This window comes from Loktanella sp. DSM 29012 (assembly GCF_900110705.1).
GTDB classification, from domain to species: Bacteria; Pseudomonadota; Alphaproteobacteria; order Rhodobacterales; family Rhodobacteraceae; genus Loktanella; species Loktanella gaetbuli.
The window spans coordinates 216,466-235,204 of the sequence record NZ_FOEJ01000002.1 but is presented as its reverse complement, the minus strand read 5'-3'; the positions used below and the strand labels follow the sequence as shown (position 1 = coordinate 235,204).

At 64.6% G+C, this 18,739-nt stretch carries 17 protein-coding genes and 1 tRNA gene; 9 read left to right on the top strand and 9 right to left on the bottom strand.

What is annotated here, in order from left to right; all coding sequences use genetic code 11:
• Positions 1-44 precede the first annotated feature (44 nt).
• On the top strand, positions 45-1,544 hold the full coding sequence (locus BMX27_RS05825) for a Do family serine endopeptidase (protein WP_090158941.1): 1,500 nt from the start codon (positions 45-47) through the stop codon (positions 1,542-1,544).
• 54 nt (positions 1,545-1,598) lie between these two features.
• Here the strand turns inward: BMX27_RS05825 and BMX27_RS05820 are convergent, their stop codons facing one another.
• Complete coding sequence (locus BMX27_RS05820) at positions 1,599-2,102, bottom strand: peptidoglycan-binding domain-containing protein (protein WP_177172662.1); 504 nt, start codon at positions 2,100-2,102, stop codon at positions 1,599-1,601.
• A gap of 113 nt (positions 2,103-2,215) precedes the next feature.
• Between BMX27_RS05820 and BMX27_RS05815 the strand changes: the two genes are divergently transcribed.
• Both BMX27_RS05815 and BMX27_RS05810 read left to right on the top strand, forming a co-directional pair.
• Positions 2,216-2,539 carry a 2Fe-2S iron-sulfur cluster-binding protein gene (locus BMX27_RS05815; RefSeq protein WP_056038349.1) on the top strand — a complete coding sequence of 108 codons (324 nt, stop codon included), beginning with the start codon at positions 2,216-2,218 and terminating at the stop codon, positions 2,537-2,539.
• Positions 2,539-3,231 carry an FG-GAP repeat domain-containing protein gene (locus BMX27_RS05810; protein ID WP_090158939.1) on the top strand — a complete coding sequence of 231 codons (693 nt, stop codon included), beginning with the start codon at positions 2,539-2,541 and terminating at the stop codon, positions 3,229-3,231. Before BMX27_RS05815 ends, BMX27_RS05810 begins: the two co-directional genes overlap by 1 nt.
• On the opposite strand, the gene BMX27_RS05805 is transcribed toward BMX27_RS05810, so the two are convergent.
• Positions 3,228-4,004: an adenosylcobinamide-GDP ribazoletransferase gene (locus tag BMX27_RS05805; protein ID WP_256212406.1), complete on the bottom strand. Its 777-nt coding sequence runs from the start codon at positions 4,002-4,004 to the stop codon at positions 3,228-3,230. The genes BMX27_RS05810 and BMX27_RS05805 overlap by 4 nt on opposite strands.
• 70 nt (positions 4,005-4,074) lie before the next feature.
• On the opposite strand from BMX27_RS05805, the gene cobT reads away from it, so the two are divergent.
• Positions 4,075-5,097: a nicotinate-nucleotide--dimethylbenzimidazole phosphoribosyltransferase gene (gene cobT / locus BMX27_RS05800; RefSeq protein ID WP_090158937.1), complete on the top strand. Its 1,023-nt coding sequence runs from the start codon at positions 4,075-4,077 to the stop codon at positions 5,095-5,097.
• 82 nt (positions 5,098-5,179) lie between these two features.
• Here the strand turns inward: cobT and BMX27_RS05795 are convergent, their stop codons facing one another.
• Together BMX27_RS05795 and BMX27_RS05790 are read right to left on the bottom strand one after the other, a co-directional pair.
• Complete coding sequence (locus BMX27_RS05795) at positions 5,180-7,099, bottom strand: cation:proton antiporter domain-containing protein (RefSeq protein ID WP_090158936.1); 1,920 nt, start codon at positions 7,097-7,099, stop codon at positions 5,180-5,182.
• 84 nt (positions 7,100-7,183) lie between these two features.
• Positions 7,184-9,877 (bottom strand): hypothetical protein, encoded by a 2,694-nt coding sequence (locus BMX27_RS05790; RefSeq protein ID WP_090158935.1) that lies wholly within the window; start codon positions 9,875-9,877, stop codon positions 7,184-7,186.
• Between the two features lie 108 nt (positions 9,878-9,985).
• Between BMX27_RS05790 and BMX27_RS05785 the strand changes: the two genes are divergently transcribed.
• The gene (locus BMX27_RS05785) at positions 9,986-10,657 is read left to right on the top strand and encodes an SIMPL domain-containing protein (RefSeq protein ID WP_177172661.1); all 672 of its coding nucleotides are present in this window, start codon (positions 9,986-9,988) and stop codon (positions 10,655-10,657) included.
• Positions 10,658-10,676: 19 nt separating this feature from the next.
• Here BMX27_RS05785 and BMX27_RS05780 read toward each other — a convergent pair whose 3' ends face one another.
• A complete protein-coding gene (locus BMX27_RS05780) occupies positions 10,677-11,978 on the bottom strand; it encodes an O-acetylhomoserine aminocarboxypropyltransferase/cysteine synthase family protein (protein ID WP_090158933.1) in 1,302 nt (433 codons plus the stop codon).
• Positions 11,979-12,061: 83 nt separating this feature from the next.
• On the opposite strand from BMX27_RS05780, the gene BMX27_RS05775 reads away from it, so the two are divergent.
• Positions 12,062-12,475 (top strand): VOC family protein, encoded by a 414-nt coding sequence (locus BMX27_RS05775; protein ID WP_090158932.1) that lies wholly within the window; start codon positions 12,062-12,064, stop codon positions 12,473-12,475.
• A gap of 80 nt (positions 12,476-12,555) precedes the next feature.
• Here the strand turns inward: BMX27_RS05775 and BMX27_RS05770 are convergent, their stop codons facing one another.
• The 4 genes from BMX27_RS05770 to BMX27_RS05755 form a co-directional block, all read right to left on the bottom strand.
• A complete protein-coding gene (locus BMX27_RS05770) occupies positions 12,556-13,545 on the bottom strand; it encodes a hypothetical protein (RefSeq protein WP_090158931.1) in 990 nt (329 codons plus the stop codon).
• Positions 13,546-13,581: 36 nt separating this feature from the next.
• The gene (locus BMX27_RS05765) at positions 13,582-14,166 is read right to left on the bottom strand and encodes a YjbF family lipoprotein (RefSeq protein WP_177172660.1); all 585 of its coding nucleotides are present in this window, start codon (positions 14,164-14,166) and stop codon (positions 13,582-13,584) included.
• 5 nt (positions 14,167-14,171) lie between these two features.
• The gene (locus BMX27_RS05760; protein ID WP_177172659.1) at positions 14,172-16,274 is read right to left on the bottom strand and encodes a YjbH domain-containing protein; all 2,103 of its coding nucleotides are present in this window, start codon (positions 16,272-16,274) and stop codon (positions 14,172-14,174) included.
• Between the two features lie 265 nt (positions 16,275-16,539).
• Positions 16,540-16,614: transfer RNA gene (locus tag BMX27_RS05755), tRNA-Thr, on the bottom strand.
• Between the two features lie 85 nt (positions 16,615-16,699).
• Here BMX27_RS05755 and BMX27_RS16815 point away from each other — a divergent pair.
• From BMX27_RS16815 to BMX27_RS05745, 3 genes are all read left to right on the top strand, one after another.
• Positions 16,700-16,858 carry a hypothetical protein gene (locus tag BMX27_RS16815; protein ID WP_177172658.1) on the top strand — a complete coding sequence of 53 codons (159 nt, stop codon included), beginning with the start codon at positions 16,700-16,702 and terminating at the stop codon, positions 16,856-16,858.
• 75 nt (positions 16,859-16,933) lie between these two features.
• The gene (gene murA / locus BMX27_RS05750) at positions 16,934-18,202 is read left to right on the top strand and encodes a UDP-N-acetylglucosamine 1-carboxyvinyltransferase (RefSeq protein ID WP_090158928.1); all 1,269 of its coding nucleotides are present in this window, start codon (positions 16,934-16,936) and stop codon (positions 18,200-18,202) included.
• Positions 18,199-18,672 (top strand): DUF2948 family protein, encoded by a 474-nt coding sequence (locus BMX27_RS05745; protein ID WP_090158927.1) that lies wholly within the window; start codon positions 18,199-18,201, stop codon positions 18,670-18,672. Before murA ends, BMX27_RS05745 begins: the two co-directional genes overlap by 4 nt.
• Positions 18,673-18,739: the final 67 nt, after the last annotated feature.

Here is an 18,739-nt window from a genome sequence, read left to right as displayed (position 1 = left end):
GGGAGCACGACTTGACTTCACAGGCCATTGCACGGACCCGCCCCATGACCGCCCTGACGCCCCGGACGGGCATGATCAGCGGTCTTGCCCTGATTGCGGCACTGTTTGCAGCGCAGTCGATGCCCGGATTTGCCCAGACAACCGAGGCGGTCGAGGCGCAGTTGATGACGCCGATGGATCGGCCCGCGACCTTTGCCGATCTGGCCGAACAGGTCAGCCCGTCGGTGGTGAACATCACGACCTCTACGATGGTGGCCGAACGCACCGGCCCCCGTGGCCTGGTGCCGGAAGGATCGCCTTTCGAGGATTTCTTTAACGACATGCAGGACGGTCCGGGTGCACCGCGCCGGTCGTCCGCATTGGGGTCCGGTTTCGTCATCAGCGCCGATGGCTATATCGTCACCAACAACCACGTGATCGAGGATGCCGACGAGATCGAGATCGAGTTTTTTCCGGGCGACGGTCAACCGACCGAGTTTCTACCCGCGGAACTGGTCGGGACCGATCCCAACACCGATATCGCCGTGCTGAAGGTCGAATTTGACAGCCCGCTGCCCTATGTCGAATTCGGTGACAGCAACGCCGTGGGTGCCCGCGTCGGTGACTGGGTCATGGCGATGGGCAATCCGCTGGGGCAGGGGTTTTCGGTCAGCGCCGGCATCGTGTCCGCCCGCAACCGTTCGTTGCAGGGCACTTATGATGACTACATCCAGACCGACGCCGCCATCAACCGTGGCAACTCTGGCGGACCATTGTTCAACATGGCGGGCGAGGTGATCGGCGTGAACACGGCGATCCTGTCGCCCAACGGCGGGTCCATCGGTATCGGTTTCGCCATGTCGGCGGCCGTGGTGACCGATGTGGTCGATCAGCTGCGCGAATTCGGCGAGACGCGGCGCGGTTGGCTGGGCGTGCGTATCCAGGACGTGACCCCTGACATGGTGGCCGCGATCGACGGGCTGGACCGGGCGCGCGGGGCGATGGTCACGGATGTTCCTCCGGGCCCTGCGGCTGACGCGGGGCTGGAATCCGGCGATGTGATCCTGACGTTTGACGGCAACGACGTGCCCGATACGCGTGAACTGGTGCGGATGGTCGGCAATTCGCCAGTCGGCAAGGAGGCCGTGATGCTGGTCCTGCGCAACGGCGAAGAGATCGAACGCACGGTTACCCTTGGTCGTCGCGAGACCGAGGAATCGATCGCATTTCCCGACATGACACCGGATGCAGATGCCGAAGAGGATGCCGAAGTCGAACTGATGGGTCTGACACTGGCACCCGTCGATGACACCCTGACCGAAGAATACGGTCTGGAGGTCGAGGCAGGTCTGGTCATCACGGCTATCGCGCCGGAGTCAGATGCCGCCACCAAGGGTCTGGTCGCCGGTGACGTGATTACCGAGGCCGGGCAAGAGGACATCGCCAGTGTCGAAGATCTGCAAACCCAGATCGATGCAGCGACCGAGGCTGGTCGCACATCGCTGCTGCTGCTGGTGCGGCGCGGTGGTGATCCGCGGTTCGTCGCACTGTCGCTGGACGACTGAGCCTGCACCAGGCCAAACCGAAACGCCCCGCAGTTCTGTGGGGCGTTTTGCGTTTCAGGGGCGCGCCTGGGCAAAAATACCCAGATCACGCGCGGTGGCCACGGACAGCACCGGACTGTCAAGATCGCCGTTCCGCTGGAGCTGCTGGACGGCGGCACGGGTCGCGGGATCATAGACGCCGCTGATCGGGCCGTCATAGGCGCGGCGGATCAGCAGGGCGCGTTGCAAGCTCTGGACAAAGGCCTCGTTCGTCAGAACGGGCGGGCAGACCGCCTCGAACCGGGTGCCTTCGCCGACGGTACGCGCGGTGGGTTCCGACACGGTGCGAAACACGGGCGGATCGATGATGGTGCCTGCGGCATCCCGGCGGGCGGGTGCGACCTGTTCCACGCGGTCGACGATGTCCACGCGGGTGCGCGGTGCCGTACGCGCAAAACAGCGCCCGGCGGTATCGGTTTCGATCCCGCCGCTGGCGATCAGCACGGTGGCGGGTGCGTCTGTCGGCGGGACAGGCGCACAGGCCGAAAGGACGAGCAAAGTGGGCAGAAGGCGGATCATGCCACTACATAGCCGCAAGAATGTCGCGGCGATAGCCCTGTGATGGGACTGGCATGCGCCCCGGTGACGGCCTAAGGTGCGCGCCGACACTGCATCCATTCTGAGGAAAACCAATGGCCAAGATCACTTATGTCGAACACGGTGGCAAGGAACACGTCGTCGAGGTTGCCAATGGCATGACCGTCATGGAAGGCGCACGCGACAACGGCATTCCGGGCATCGAGGCCGATTGCGGCGGTGCCTGCGCCTGTTCGACCTGCCACGTCTATGTGGCCGAGGATTGGGTGGAAAAGCTGCCCGCCAAGGACGGCATGGAAGAGGACATGCTGGATTTTGCCTATGAACCCGATCCTGTCCGGTCGCGGCTGACGTGTCAGATCAAGGTTTCTGATGCGCTGGACGGTCTGCGCGTGCAGATGCCCGAAAAGCAGATCTGATGAAATGGGCGGCGGTGGCCTGCATGCTGGCCGGACCCGCGACGGCACAGCAGATCACCGCCGCCCAGTTTGATGCCCCCACGACGCGCTATGACCACGGAGTGCTGGGGGATGCCGTGGAATGGGGGGATCTGCGGATCGCCACCACGAACGGGTCGTACCGTTTCACCCTGTCGGAACAGCAGGTCTACGAGGACCTTGTCCCGCGTCTGTGGGACGTGACGGGCGACGGCCTGCCAGAGGTCGTCGTCGTGCAGACCGACATCGCGCGCGGCGCGCGTTTGCTGGTGTTCGGGCTAGTGGATGGTGTGCCGCAGGCGATCACCGCGACCCCCTACATCGGCCAGACCCGACGCTGGCTTGCGCCTTTGGGTGCGGCTGATTTCGACGGCGACGGACGGATCGAGGTCGCCTTGGTCGACCGGCCCCATCTGGCACGGACCTTGCAGTTCTGGCGACCGGCGGAGGGCGTGATGGAACTGGTTGCGGCCCTGCCGGGTGTAACGAACCACCGGATCGGGGATGCAGTCATTCCCGGTGGTGTTGCCTGCGACGGACGCACGGCGGTTTTGCTGTCGGGGGACTGGGGCCGTGTGATCGGTGTGCGTTTTGACGGCGGTGTGCCTGTTGCACGGGATCTGGGGCCAAACGGGCCGGGGGCGGTTGACGCGGCGCTGGCCTGCCCGCGCTAGGTCAGCAGAACTGCCAGCACCAACAGTCCCGCGATATCGCACACTTGCTGCCCAGCCCCGAGGATGTCGCCGGTTTGCCCGCCAATTCGCGCATGCGCAATGCGGCCCCAGCCGTAGGCCGTGGTGGCCACGGCGAGACCCAATGCAGGCAATGCACCCGGCCACAGCAAAAGCGTGACCACTCCGGCCAGCATACCTGCAGCGATTGCCGTGACAGGCGCAGGTCGCCCCACGTGTCGGCTGAGGCCCGAGGTTCGGGCCGGGGGCAGCCAGGCCATCAGGGCCGCCATCGGCGCGCGGCTGACGGCCCCCATGATCATTGCAGCAGGCCAGAGCGCGTCTGTCACGATGATCAATGACCAAAGTTGCCACCGCAAAAGCAAGGTCAGGATCAATCCGATGACACCGTAAGCCCCGATCCGGCTGTCCTTCATGATTTCGAGCCGCCGGTCGCGCGTCCAGCCGCCCCACAGACCGTCCAGGCTGTCGGCCAGACCGTCCTCGTGCAGGGCACCGGTCAGCGTGATCTGCGTGGCGATCAGCAGAATGGCCGCAAGGGCAGGCGGCAGGCCCAGCCAAAGCGCAAGACTGGCCAGCATCGCCGCCAGCCCCCCGACCAACAGGCCCGCCACCGGCCACGCCCATGCCGCGCGCGCGCCCCGCCGTGTTGCGCGGTCCGTATCGACACGCACGGGCAGGCGGGTCATCAACCCCACTGCAGCCGCCACATCGGACAAGGCAAAGCGGGGCTGTGGGCCGGTGGTGTTTTGCATGATGCGGCCTCTTTTCATTCCGTGTCGCATGGTTAGACAGGGGCAGGGAAATACGCAACGAGGACGGCCCATGACCGCAGCATTCACGAGCCTTGACAGCTTTCGCGCCGCGCTGGCGGCAGCCGGGGGTGCGGATACAGCCGCCCGCGACGGGGCCGCGGCACGCAATGGCGCATTGACCAAGCCGCCGGGCGCATTGGGCCGCCTGGAGGATCTGGCGATCTGGGTCGCAGGCTGGCAAGGCAACGCGCGGCCCGTCATCGCGGCCCCGCAGATCATCGTGTTCGCCGGCAATCACGGGATCTGCGCGCAGGGTGTGTCTGCCTTTCCGCCTGAGGTGACGGCCCAGATGGTCGGCAATTTCAGCGCAGGCGGTGCGGCGATCAACCAGCTGGCCCGGACGTATGGCGCAACCATGTCGGTGGTCCCGCTGGAATTGGAGACGCCGACGCACGATTTCACCACCGGCCCCGCCATGTCAGAGGCCGAGGTCGTATCGGCCCTGTGCGCGGGTTGGGATGCGGTTGCGCGCGACACCGACCTGTTGGTGGTGGGCGAGATGGGGATCGGCAACACGACCGTGGCGGCGGCACTGGGTGCTGCCCTGATGGGGGGTGATCCTGCGGATTGGGTCGGACGGGGCAGCGGCGTTGACGATGCCGGTGTGGCCCGCAAGGCGCAGGTCGTGGCTGCGGGCCTCGCGCGTCACGCGGATGTACTGGCTGATCCATTGCAGGTCTTGCGCTGCCTTGGCGGACGCGAACTCGCCGGGATGGCGGGGGCGATCGCGCGGGCGCGCGTTGCGGGTATCCCGGTGGTTCTGGATGGATTCATCTGCACGGCGGCGGCCCTTGTTCTCGACCGCGCGGTGTCTGGCGCGCTGGATCACGCGGTTGCAGGCCATGTTTCGGCTGAAGCGGCGCATGGCCGCATGCTGGATGCGCTGGGCAAGACCCCACTGCTGGATCTGGGATTGCGGCTGGGCGAGGGATCCGGTGCTGCTGTAGCGATCGGCATCGTACAGGCCGCCGTCGCATGTCACAGCGGCATGGCGACCTTCGAAGAAGCAGCCGTCGCAGGCAAATCCGCTTGATCCGCCGATTTTTCTGCGAAAAATCGTTGACCCGCCAGACGATGGCAGGCGCTCTCCGATTTTTCGCAGAAAAATCGGTGCCCTAGCGGTTCCCGCGCGAGGTGTCGCCAGGACGGCGCGGCGGCAGCGCCTCGTCCGAGGAATCGCGGTTTTGCACACGACTTGCGAGCGCCGTTTCCAGATCACTGTCCAGCTTGCGTGCGCGGGCCACGTAGTCGGCGTTGTCCGCAATGGCGACGCCCGGTTTCCACAGCTCGGCCAGTTCCCGCACCATGCCGCGATCGGAATGATAGAACATGGTTTCCGCCTCGGCCGCCTCGAATTCCGTCAGCCCCAGATTTTCAAGCGCATAGCGCCCGGCGCGCAGCGAGCTGTCGAACATTTCACGCACGATATCGTCGGCACCCGCCGCATAGAGCTCGTAACTGTGCACGCGGTCATAGGCCCGGGCGATGATGTGAATGTCGGGGCGCACCTTGCGCACATAGGCGACCAGCTGGCAGGCGGTTGCCCGATTATCAAGGCAGACCATCATCACGCGTGCCTCGTCGATCCCGGCAGCGGCCAGCAGATCAGGGCGCGTCGGGTCACCAAAGAACCCGCGATAGCCGAACTTGCGCATGGTCTGGACGGCGGCAAGATCATTGTCGATCACGACGGTCGAGAACCCTGCCGATTGAATGAGCCGGTTCGCCATCTGGCCAAAGCGTCCGATGCCCGCGATGATCACGGTTCCTGTTTCGTCGACCTCGTCGTGTTCGTGGTCCTCTTCCTCTTCCATGCGGTGCGTCAGGTAGTGGTAGCCGATGAACATCAGCGGCGTGACCAGCATCGACAGCGCTGTCACCAGCAGCAGCAGTTCCGACACAGGTCCCGTCAGGACGCCCTGGCTGCGCGAGAAAGAGATCAGCACGAACCCGAATTCACCGGCCTGTGCCAGGCCCAGTGTGAACAGCCAGCGGTCCTTGCCTTTCATCTTGAACAAGAGCGAAAGCGCATAGAGCACCGCGCCCTTGATCACGATGATCCCCAGCACGTAGGTCGCCACGCGGGTCGGTTGCGCAAAGAGCAGTTCGAAGTTGATTCCGGCACCGACAGTGATGAAAAACAGCCCCAGCAGCAGGCCCTTGAACGGTGCAAGGTCGCTTTCGAGTTCGTGACGGAATTCCGAGTTCGCCAGCACCACACCGGCGAGGAACGTCCCCAGCGCAGGCGACAGGCCGACGGTTTCCATCAGGACGGCAATCGCCACGACCATCAGCAAGGCAAGCGCGGTATACATCTCGCGCAGCTTGGCCTGATGGATATAGCGGAAAACCGGCCGGGTCAGGTAAATCCCGGTCAGAATCACGGCGGCCACTGCACCGATGGTGACCAGCGTCACGCCCCAGCCGGGTAACCCTTCGACGAGTGACAGGCCGTGGTGGGCCTCATCGGTTGTTCCGGCGCGTTGCATGGACCCGTCGGGGGCTATTGCAACGCGCGCGGCAGGTGATGCCAATAGCGGCAGCAGGGCCAGCATCGGGATCACGGCGATATCCTGCGTCAGCAACACCGAGAAGATCGACCGCCCGCCGCCCGTTTGCATCAGCCCCTTTTCGGAAAGGGTTTGCAGCACGATTGCCGTGGATGACAAGGCAAAGATCATGCCGATCGCGATGCCTGTCACGACGTCGTAGTCCAGCGCGATGGCGGCGCCCGCAATCAGCAGCGTGGTCACGCCGACCTGAAGTCCGCCCAGACCGATCAACCGATCCCGCATGTCCCACAGCGCGCGCGGTTCCAGTTCCAGTCCGATCAGGAACAGCATCATCACCACGCCGAATTCGGCAAAATGCTGAATGTCCTGTGCCTCGGTCCCGACCAGACCGGTCAATGGGCCGATGATGATCCCGGCGGCCAGATATCCCAGAACGGACCCAAGTCCCAGTCGCGCGGCAAAAGGCACCGCAAGCACGGCGGCACCCAGATAAATTGTGGCCTGTAGCAGAAACGTATCCATGCGGCTGTCTTAAACGTCACTGCGCACAAGGCAATGGGGCAGGCAGGCCAGATCGCAAACAACTGCGGCATCGCGCAGCACTGCCTAGCCCGTGGGCAGTTGCAGCGCGTAGGTGCGCCCGCGCTTGACGAAATTCAGCGCGGAATCGCCGATGGCGGTCACGCGACCACCGTCGAGGGCGCTGCCGACCTCGACCTTGACATAGCGGCCGTTGCCCAGACGGACCAAGGCACGGCGCGCATTGGGGCGTCCATAGACACCGACGAGGTTCATGTCGCGCAGGCGGATCGCGTTTTCCTGGGTCGCGGCACGGGCGACGCCACCCGGCACCGGGCCTGTCGGGGCCACGACAGCGGGGGCTGCGACCTGCGGTGTGGTTGCCGGACGCTGCACGACGGCAGCGGTCTGGCGTTGCACGGGCGCAGCCGTTGCACGGGCAACCACCTGGTCAAAGTTGCGCGGGCGTGTCGCCGGACGCGGCGCGATCCCCACGGCCCGGGCCGTGCGGTTGCTGAACGCCGACTGCGGTGCGGCAGAGGCAATGGCCGCTGCAATCGCATTGATGTCGGGTGTTGGGTCGGATTCGGGTCCTGCGGGGGCCAGCCCCTCGGGGCGCAGCGCGGGGCGCGCATCGGCGACACGCGGATCGATCGGGACCGCAACGACCGGCGACCGGCTGGCAAAACTGGCGGGCCGCAAGGTGGGTCGCAGGTCCGGTGCGCCCGTAATGACGGTTGGCGTTGCGGCGTCGGTTTCCGTAACCTCGGGCGAGGCGGGGTCTGATGTGTCGGCTTCTTCTGCCTGTGCGGGGGCGACATCGCCCGGCCGCACGACGGGCCGCAGGTCAGGGACCGCCGCGATCTGCGGGTCCTGCGTCAGGACGGTTGCAAGGTCCGCCGGACGTGCGCGCGGCTGGACCGGTGGCGTGCCCGCAATCAGCCGCACCGTTTCCGGCGCATCCGGATCGGTTGTAGCGGTTGTGCTGGTCGGGGTCTGCGTGGGCGTGCCAGGTCGGACCTGCGGGCGGATGTCTGGCGCACCCGCATAGACGATGGCACCGCTGGGCACGATTGTGCCTGTCGGGGTCGCGAGGATTCGCCCGCGCAGATCGCGTGCAAAGACCACATCGGCGGCCGGGGGATCGACCTGGGCCGCGATCACCGGATCCGGGGCGGTCTGGGTTGGATCGGGTAGTGCAGGTGCCGTGTTCCACGACATGCTGGTCAGCGCCACCGGGACCGGGCGCCGGGCTTCTTCGATCGTGGTGCGTGGCGTGACGGGCAGGCGTGGCGCGCGCTGATAGACGCCTGTCGCGGCATAGATCCGGTCTGCCTCTGCCGGGGTCAGCACGCCGGTTGTCGGTGCCCGCACAACCGGCAGCGCAGGTGTCGCCAGCAATTCGGGTGTAGGCGCATCGGTCAGCGCCGATGGTGCGGGGATTGCCTCGGGTGTGGCTGGCTGGAGCGCTGGCGCTACGGCCGCAATGTCAGTTTCGTCAGATGTTTCTTGTGCGGTTGCATGGGCCGCCGCGACCTCTTCCTGGTCGCCCCACAGCCATGCGATCCCTTCGTCGGGCAGGGTCGAGGCCCAGAACCCCATGATCAGAAGCACGACCAGCAGCACCGCCGTGAGGATCAGGCCCAGAAAACGCGGCTTGCCACTGCGCGCAGGCGCGAGACCTGCCAGTGCATCGGGGGTTTCCTGCGCGGGTTTGGTGGTCGGTTGCGGCGCTTGGGGCGCGCGGGGGGCGGCGACCATTGCGGGAACTGCGTCAGGTGCCGATGGGGCCTCTGCCCGCAGGGCGATTGGCGATGCAGCCTTGCCCTTGCCAGCGATGGGGGGCGGCGGTTCCTTGCGCCGGGTGAACAATGGTTCTTCGGGGGCACCTGCGACGGGGGTTGCGCGGGTTGCGGTGAGGGCCGGTTTCTGGACCTGTTTCGGTTCAGTCCTGTCGGTCTGTTCCGACGGCGCCGGGCTGACAGGCATGGCAGGGCCTGCGGCGCGCGCGGGATCATGTGCGGTCGCGGGTGTGGTGTCGCCGGGGGCCGCCCCGCCCGGCATCGCAGCGGCTGCCATGGCGCCGGACACGGGTCTGCTGCGCGCGGTGAACAGCGGCGGATCGTCGGATGAGATTTCCGGCGCAGGGGCGTCCGTCGTGTCGGCAGCGTCTGGCGTGTCTGCAACGGGATCCTGCGGCGGTTCAGGCAATACCGTGTCCGTCGCGGCCTCTTTGCCGGGCGTCTTCGCTGTCAGATCCGCGATGCCGGTTTCCTCGACCGGTTGGCTTGATCGTTCGGCCAAGTTCCCGCTGGCCGATTGGGTCGGGCCGAAAAAGACCTCTGACACAAAGGTGCCGGGCGGGGGCACGGCCACAAAGCAGACAGGGTTGAAATCATGATCCAGCGCAAAGGCTTCGGCCTCGGCCAGAGTCTCGCGGGCGACGGCCGCGATATGAGTCATGCCGCCGGACCGGTCGAAATCGATCGACAGGTCGTCGACCGCATAAGGCGTCGCACCGTCAAGCGCTTGCCGGACATCCGCGACGCTGGTCTGCGCGCCCTCGAGCGACATGAACCTGATCTGATCCTCGGGGATCACCAGCTTTGTGGTCAGACCCTCGGGCTCCAGGGTCAGCCCGTCGGCCCGCAGCTTGGCCAAGGCACCAGGCAGGTCATCGGTCTCAAGCGGGACATTGCCAACGCGGTTCCAGCCTTCTGGCACGCGGTGCAGCAGGCGGATACCATCGGATGAAAGAAGCAAAGCAAAACGAGGCGTCATAAGATGGTCCTAGCAGCCTGTCATTCATCGGAAAACGACAAATCTCATTCACGGCCATGGTATAGCAAGTTATCGCCGGGTCCAAGATGGCTGGTTTTCTGCGCAGCATTGTCGACCGGTATCCTGGCGGGTCCGGCATTCGCACAGGCGGCGCGCGTCACCATGCAGGGCACCGGCGAGGTCAGTGCCACACCCGATTTGGCGCGGGTCAGCCTGGGGGTGTCGCATCAGGCCCCGACGGCGGCGGCGGCGCTGGCGCAGATGTCGACGGATATGACAGCGGTCCTGGCCAGCCTGTCCGATGCCGGGATCACCGGCGCGGATGTGCAGACCAGCGCATTGCGGCTGGACGTGATCCAGGACTATGACCGGGATAACAATGTTTCGCGCGTCACCGGCTATCGCGCCAGCACGGATGTCAGCGTGACCGTCACCGCGCTTGACCGTCTAGGAGAAGTTCTGGACGCGGTGGTCCAGAGTGGGGCAAACCAGATGAACGGTCTGACCTTTGACGTGTCGAACCGTCAGACGCTGCTGGATGAAGCCCGCCGCGCGGCGGTGGCAGATGCCATGCGCAAGGCCACCCTGTACACCGATGCCGCCGATGTCGCACTCGGACGGCTGACTAGCTTGAGTGAGGCCGATATGAACGCGGCCCCCGCGCCGATGATGCGCATGGCGATGGAAGACGCGATGTCTGTGCCGATTGCCGAGGGCGAGGTCACGATCAGTGCCGGTGTCACGATGACATGGGGCGAGGACATGCAGGACGACCGCTAGGGCCGTCCTGCATCGGTGGTCAGGCCGTGGCCTTGGACAGGGCCTGATCCAGATCCGCAATCAGGTCGTCCGCGTCCTCGATCCCGATGCTGACGCGCACGATTTCGGGGGCGGCACCCGCTGCGCGCTGCTGGTTTTCCTGCAACTGGCGGTGCGTGGTGCTGGCAGGATGGATGATCAGGCTGCGCGTATCGCCAAGGTTGGCCACGTGGCTGAAGATCTCGAGGCTGTCGATCAGCTTGATGCAGGCCTCGTATCCGCCCTTGACCGCGAATGTGAACAGGCCACCTGCGCCCTTGGGGCAGACCTGCGCGACCCGGTCGAAGTACTTGGAACTCTTGAGGCCGGCATAGGTGACGTAATCCACGCGGGGGTCGTCCTCGAGCCACTTTGCGATCTTTTCGGCGTTCTGGACGTGGCGGTCCATGCGCAGCGACAGCGTCTCGATCCCCATCAACGTGTAATGCGCCGCCTGCGGGTTCATCGTCATGCCCAGATCGCGCAGACCGATGGCGATCCCGTGGAATGGAAAGGCCATGGGTCCGAAGGTTTCCGCGAATTTCAAGCCGTGATAGGCGGGTTCGGGTTCGGACAGGGAGGGGAACTTGCCCGATGCGGCCCAGTCGAATTTTCCCGAATCCACGACGCAACCGCCGGTGACGGTGCCGTTGCCGGTCAGGTATTTCGTGGTGGAATGGACGACCAGCGTCGCACCATGCTCAATCGGGCGGCACAGATAGGGGGTCGCCGTCGTGTTGTCGATGATCAGGGGAATGCCCGCGTCATCGGCGATATCGGCCACGGCACGCACATCCATGATATAGCCGCCGGGGTTGGCGATCGCCTCTCCGAAAATGGCCTGGGTGTTGTCGTCGATGGCGGCCTTGATCGCGTCGAGGTCATCGAAATCGACGAATGTCGCGGACCAGCCGAACCGTTTGATCGTCTGGGTGAACTGCGTGACCGTGCCGCCGTACAGGCGGGTGGAGGCCACGATGTTCTTGCCCGGTGCCATCAGCGGAAACAGTGCCATCAGTTGCGCTGCGTGACCTGACGCGCAGCAGACGCCGCCGATGCCGCCCTCGAGCGTGGCGATCCGTTCCTGAAGTGCTGCAACAGTGGGGTTGGTCAGCCGCGAGTAGATATAGCCGACCTCCTGGAGGTTGAAGAGCGCTGCTGCGTGATCCGCATCGCGGAACACGTATGCGGTTGTCTGATAAATCGGGACCTGCCGCGCGCCGGTGGCGGGGTCGGGGCGCGCGCCGGCGTGGATTTGCAGCGTGTCAAAGCCGTAGCTGGGGCCGTTGGGGTCTGTGGACATGGGGTTTCCTCCGGGCTTATGGTTGGCGGCACGCTAGCGCCACGCCAGCATCAATTCAACGTCCCATCCAAAAAGGTCCTGCCATGCCCGTTCCGTTTCATTTCGCCTATCACGTCACGGATCTGGATGCTGCGCGGGCGTTCTATGGTGGTGTGCTGGGTGCTGCAGAGGGGCGGTCGACGCAGTCCTGGGTCGACTTTGATTTCTACGGTCACCAGCTGAGCCTGCATCTGGGCGAGCCATTTGCGAATGCGCCAACGGGAAAGGTGGGCGATCACATGGTGCCGATGCCGCATTTCGGTGTCGTGCTGCCGCTGGATGAATGGACGGCGCTGGCCGGACGGCTGGAAGAGGAACAGACCGATTTCATCCTTGCGCCATCCGTGCGGTTCAAGGGCGAGCAAGGCGAACAATGGACGATGTTTTTCCGAGATCCGTCCGGAAACCCGATCGAAATCAAGGGCTACGCCGCCACAAACGGGATTTTCGCCACCTGAGGCAGGCTGATTTTTCTGCGAAAAATCAGGGGCCACGCGGGGTGTTGCCGGGCGCGGTCCGATTTTTCGCGAAAAATCGGCTACCGGATCCAGAAGCCTGCGGATTTGATCCGGTTGCGCAGCTGTTGTTCGCGGCGCGGCAGATCGTCTTGGTCGAACATCTCACGGACCTTTTGGCCGCGGGACTGATAGATCATCCGCTTGAACGCTTCGTGCTTCTTGAGGTGTTTCTTGATCTTGTTGGGCGCGCTGACCTCTTCGAGGACGGCAATCGCCTTGTCGCTCTCGCGGGCATACATCAGCGGCATCAACCGCCAATGGCAGGTGATGTCTCCGTCCAGACCGTCAAGCTCGGGTCCTGGCCTGCCACCGCCAAGGCTGTGGACCACCAGCGGCAGCGCCACCTGATCAAGCCATGGGACCAGCGGCTGGATCACCAGCTCTGGCGGGCGGTCATCGCGGATCGCAAGGGACATATCCAAAAACCGTGCCAAAAACGCCTGCGGATCGGACCCCAGAAACCAGCCTGCGTTGAAATACAGGTAGCGCTGCCAGTATTCGTCCGGGTGATCGGTATCGAGACTGCTTTCGAAATCCAGCCCGAACTTGTCGTAGAGCGATTTCCAGATCGCGGTGTAGCCCGGCCAGTAAAGCTCTTCCTGCGGCCAGGTCCCCTCGCGCCGCATCGAGGCCGTAGGCCGGGTGAAATCGATCGGCATCGCCCCGACGTCGTCGAGGATCAGCGTATCACTGTCGAAAAAGATGAACGGCTCACCGGGGGGGAGGGTCGCGAGTCCTTCGATCTTGTTGCCGTATGGGTAGGCCGCGCCAAAGTGATCGCTGTGGAACGGGACGATCTCGGCCCCCAGTTCGATCAGTGCCTCTGCGATGTCGGGTTCGATGCGCGGATCATCCGGCCACAGCGGGCCGGGCTGCGGTTCGGCCACGATGACGCGCCCGGCAAAGGACGGCGCGCGCGCCCGCAAGGAGGCAACGAACAAGAGCGCCTCGTATTGCAGGCGACCGCGCTGTCCGACGATCATGATGTTGAATGGCTGCCGGGTGGTCATGCCATCACCCCGTGTTTTGCGCGCGCCGGTTCATGGTCAGTTCCGGATCGTTTCGGTGATGATCGGTCCGACGGCTGCGCTAATGAACTGCTGCGATTGGACGACTCGGCCGCCCGCCGTCCAGTAGATGTTGGGCATCTGCTGGTCGTTGCCTGTGCAGGTTTCGGTCCACATCTGCGCAACATAGGTCGTGCCATAGAGCGTCAGCGCCTGATCCGCGGGGCCTGACATGGTGCAGCGCTGTGCGCGCAAGACAGTCTGGTTTTCCGCGTTCTGATAGCTGAACCTGCGGTCATAGGCGCGCGGCCCACCCGCCAGTGCCGCGACCGTGCCGTCGATGTCGCTGTGCATCAGGTCGGTGCCCATGCCGCGCGTTGCCGTCACCACGCCGTTGATCATCGACAGGGTGATCGCATCCGGCGTCGCCCAGGTCGTCACCGGACCGTTTGCCGCGACCGGGACGATCGTTGCGGCGTAGGGTTTTTGCGGCAACTCGATCAGGACCATCGGTGTCGTGACTGACGCGATGAACGCGGGCGTGACCCGCGCGCGCAGGTCGAAATAGGGGGCCGGTGCACAGGCGGTCAGACCGCAGGCGGCAAGGGCTAGGATTTGGATCATCTTGGTCATCGCCAGAATTGCCCCCAGGTCCGTTGCAGGTCGTCGGTGCGGCTATCCTCGATCAGCGGATACAGGCGGTCCTGCACCGACAGCCGTGCGCCGCCGTCCCGCAAGATGGGCTGGATCAGCACAGGCCGCGACCGGCGCATGTCCTGTCCTGTCAGGAAATCGAACGGGATGGTGACGCGGATTCCCTTGTCGAATGATCCCTCGCCGAAATCGTCAAAGGAGACGTCGGTCAGCGTGGCATAGGCCTCGACGTTCCAGCCGTTGTCGAACCGGCGCCCCACGGTCAGGGTGCCGCCGTCGTCACCGGCCAGATAACGCCCAAGGTCGAGCTGGGTGAAATACCCGTCATCGAAATCATAGTATGCCGACAGATGGCCTGTCGTCACCGTGTAGTCGCGCAGACCTAGCCGCTGGTCGAAATCACGCTGGCGCACCCGGTTGAGGTCGGCACCCAGCGCGTAACGCCGCCCGGCAGGGGCCCACAACAGTTCTGTCGAGACACCGGCAAAACCGTATTCCAGATAGCCCGCCGTGGCGCGGCCATAAAGATCCGTGCCGGGGCGGAACAGGTAGGACGCGGTCAGACGGTTCAGCGTCGTCTGTTCGCGGTCATAGATGTTCTTTTCGCTGCGCACGCGCGGCAGGACCGAATTCGATCGCCGTGTCGCGTCGTCGAGGTTGCCCAGCAGTTTGCTGCGGATGTCGCCAGACAGCCGCAGACCGGGGGTGAGGTCCAGATCACCAGTCAGGCTAAGCCCGCCTGCCAGTCGGACGGGAGAATCCGGATCGAACAGCGAGGTGCTGATGAACGGTGCGATCCCAAAGTCGAGGCGCGGAAACGGATCGGCCGTCGGCGGCACGGCGGCGGGGCTCGTGTCGATCCCGGCGCGGGCATAGCTTGCGAATGCGGCATCGGCGTCGAATTCCAGATCGGTCAGGTCCGACCGGCGCAGCGTCGCGCTGACCACGGGCAGGTTGCGCCGCATCACGACGATCTCATAGCGGGCGATGCTGTTGGGCAGGGTATAGGTCAGGGTGCGTGCGGTGCGGCCGATGGCCTGACTGTCGGTGCGGTACGTATCGTTGACGATGGCCACGCGGGCGAGGTCACCGCTGAGCGTCAGACCGTAGAGCGTGATATCCTGTTCGGACAGGGCCGTGGCGGTTGCGGTCTGCAGGCCGCGTGCCTGTGGGTCGGTCGCTGCATCCCAGCTGGCGGCCGCGCCTGTGCCAGCGGGGCGCACAGGCAAGGGGGCTGTGTTGTTGATGTTGCCGTCGCGCCGGACCTTTGGGTTGATGTTGTAGCTGAGGTTGATCGCGGCCTCTGACCCATAGAGGTAGGCACCCGTCAGGCGCAGGCCGGGATAAAGGTCATAGCTGACGGCCACGTTGACCGGTGATTTCACGTCAAAGGCCGTGCCGTCCTCGAACGGATAGGCGTCGGATGAATATTCCACGGTCGCCAGCGTCCGGTCGTTGATCTGGTATTGCAGACCGCCGAAAAGGGCCGCGTCGCCGCGGAACCATTCGATGCTGTCGACCTCGCCGCCGGTGTTGGACACGGTGCGGGCACCGCGCGCATCAAAGCTGCCGGAGAGTATCCCCAGCGGGTTGTCGAACCCGCCTTGGGTGCCAAACCGGCCCCATCCCAGCCCCAGCGTGGCACGCAGGCTGGGGGTCAGGGTCTTGGATGCGACGATGTATTCGCTCTCGAAAAATCCGGTCCCGAGGAAATCGTTCAGACCGACGGCAACGGCCGGGCGGTAGCGGCCCTCGTCCATGATCCGGTAGTGCAAAGAAAAGCTGCGGTCGAAGACGAAATCGAAGACAGCGCGGTTTGAACCGCTGCCGCCGGGGCGAATGTCATACAGCTGGTTGTAGCGAAAGCTGGTGGACAGGCGCGGCGTCAGCTGAAACGTCAGCGCGCTGCGCGTGGTGTTGGTGAACCTGGTGTAGGACAGCCCGATTTCCGCGTCGGCGGGCGAATGTGCAGAGGGCATGTCGATCAGGCCGGGCGTGCCGCGCAGGTTGGTGCCATACGACAGCTGTTGCGCCTGCGCGCCTGTCGCAACCAAGGCCGCCATGGCTACGCTGCACATCGCACGTGCCCACGCGGTTGCCGTACCAACACTGCCGTTTTGCTGTCTCACTTGGCTCAACCCCATTCGTGACCCGTGGTGTCCGGCGCTGTGCACACCGACCGCCACATCGCACCCGCCTCTTGCTAACCATCGTGACGGCAGGTTTGAACGCCTGTTTGCAAAAAAATGGCTTTTCGTTTCTGTGTGACGTTATCCCGGCACAGTCTGCACATTGATGCGCCGCATGACCGACCTATTGCGCACGTCAGGATGAAATGGGGGATGGTGCTGTGAGAGAGGATTGAACTCTCGACCTCACCCTTACCAAGGGTGTGCTCTGCCACTGAGCTACCACAGCATCCGTGGGCGGGGAATTAGCGAATAGCTTTGCGGGGTGCAAGCCCCGTCTGGACGCTTTTTCACGGGAAGGCTAGAACAACGACATGACAGAGAAATCACCGGCACCACAGGCGCGCGCCCTGCGCCCCGATAAGGCTCTGACGCGCGAGGAACGGCTCAAGGCCGCCCTCAAGGCGAATATGGCCAAGCGCAAGGCGCAGGCACGGGCGCGTGCGGCGCAGGAGGCGGGCGAGGACGACTGACCCGCCTGCGCTGGACCTGCGGCTGCTGTCGCTGTAACACCGCGCGGCAGACATAGACCAAGTTAGGGCAATCACATGGATTCCATCGTCGTCACGGGCGGCAAGCCGTTGAACGGGCAGATCCCGATTGCGGGGGCCAAGAACGCGGCGCTGACACTGATGCCCGCAACCCTGCTGTCCGAAGAGCCGCTGACGCTGACGAATGTGCCGCGCCTGTCGGATATCAAGACCATGACCGCCCTGCTTGAATCGCTGGGCGTCGAAGTGACGTCGATGCAGGGCGGCAAGGTTCAGGTCCTGTCGAGCCACGACATGACCTCGACCACGGCCGACTATGAAATCGTGCGCAAGATGCGGGCGTCCAATCTTGTTCTGGGTCCGCTGCTGGCGCGGCACCACAAGGCGGTGGTATCTCTGCCCGGTGGCTGTGCGATCGGTGCGCGGCCGATGGATATCCATATCGACGCACTCGAACTGATGGGCGCCACGATCGAGCTGCGCGACGGCTATCTGCATGCCACCGCCAGCGGCGGGTTGAAGGGCGCACGGGTCCCGTTGCGCTTTGCCAGCGTCGGGGCCACGGAAAACGTGCTGATGGCCGCCACCCTGGCCAAGGGCACGACCGTGATCGAGAACGCCGCGCGCGAGCCGGAAATCGTGGACCTTGCGCGGTGTCTGCGGGCGATGGGCGCGCAGATCGCGGGCGAGGGCACGTCAACCATCGAAATCCAGGGGGTCGACCGGCTTGGTGCTGCAACGCATCCCGTGGTAACGGACCGGATCGAACTGGGCACCTACATGCTGGCCCCGGTGTTCTGCGGCGGCGAGGTGGAATGCCTGGGCGGCCGGATGGAGCTGGTGACGGCATTTGCCGAAAAGCTGGATCTGGCGGGTGTCGACGTGGCCGAAACCGAAGCAGGTCTGAAGGTAAAGCTGCGCGGCGACCGTCCCCGGGCGGTCGATGTGGTCACGGAACCTTTCCCAGGTTTTCCGACTGATTTGCAGGCGCAGATGATGGCGATGCTGTGCCTTGCCGATGGCACCAGCGTGCTGGAAGAAAAGATTTTCGAAAACCGGTTCATGCACGCGCCAGAGCTGATCCGCATGGGGGCCGATATCGAGGTGCAGGGCGGTCAGGCGACCGTGCGCGGGGTCGACCGTCTGAAGGGTGCACCCGTTATGGCCACCGATCTGCGCGCCAGCGTGTCGCTGATCCTGGCCGGTCTGGCCGCAGAGGGCGAGACGACCGTGAACCGGGTGTACCATCTGGACCGCGGTTATGAGCATGTCGAAGACAAGCTGAGCGCCGTGGGCGCACAGATCGCAAGGGTGCCAGGCGTATGACGGATGCGAGATTCGAGGATGGCGCGGAAAAGCCGCTGCGCCTGATGGCATGGGATGCGGCCGATTTGCAGGTCGTGGCCTCGCTTGCGCAGGATTCGGTTTTTCCGGCGTCCGAAATGCGCTGGACCCCAGCCGAACGCCGTTTTGCAGTATTGCTCAACCGGTTCCGCTGGGAGGACAAGGGCAGCCTGGCACCCGGTCACCGGCCGGAACGGGTGCAGTCGGTACTGCTGATCGAGGACGTGACCGGCGTCAAAAGCCAGGGCGTGCCCAAGGGTGATGCCGACACGATCCTGTCGTTGCTGGATATCGCATTCGAACCCGGCCCGGACGGCACGGGCGCGGTCGTGCTGACGCTGGCGGGGGACGGTGTGATTTCCTGCGGCGTTGAGGCGCTGGGCGTGGTGTTGAAAGATGTGACCCGGCCCTATGTCGCGGTTTCAGGCAAGGTTCCGCATCATCCGGATTGACTGCGCTTGATCTGACTGGCGGCAGTGCCGCGCATGATTGTTGATTTGCCCAGCGGCACCGTGGGTG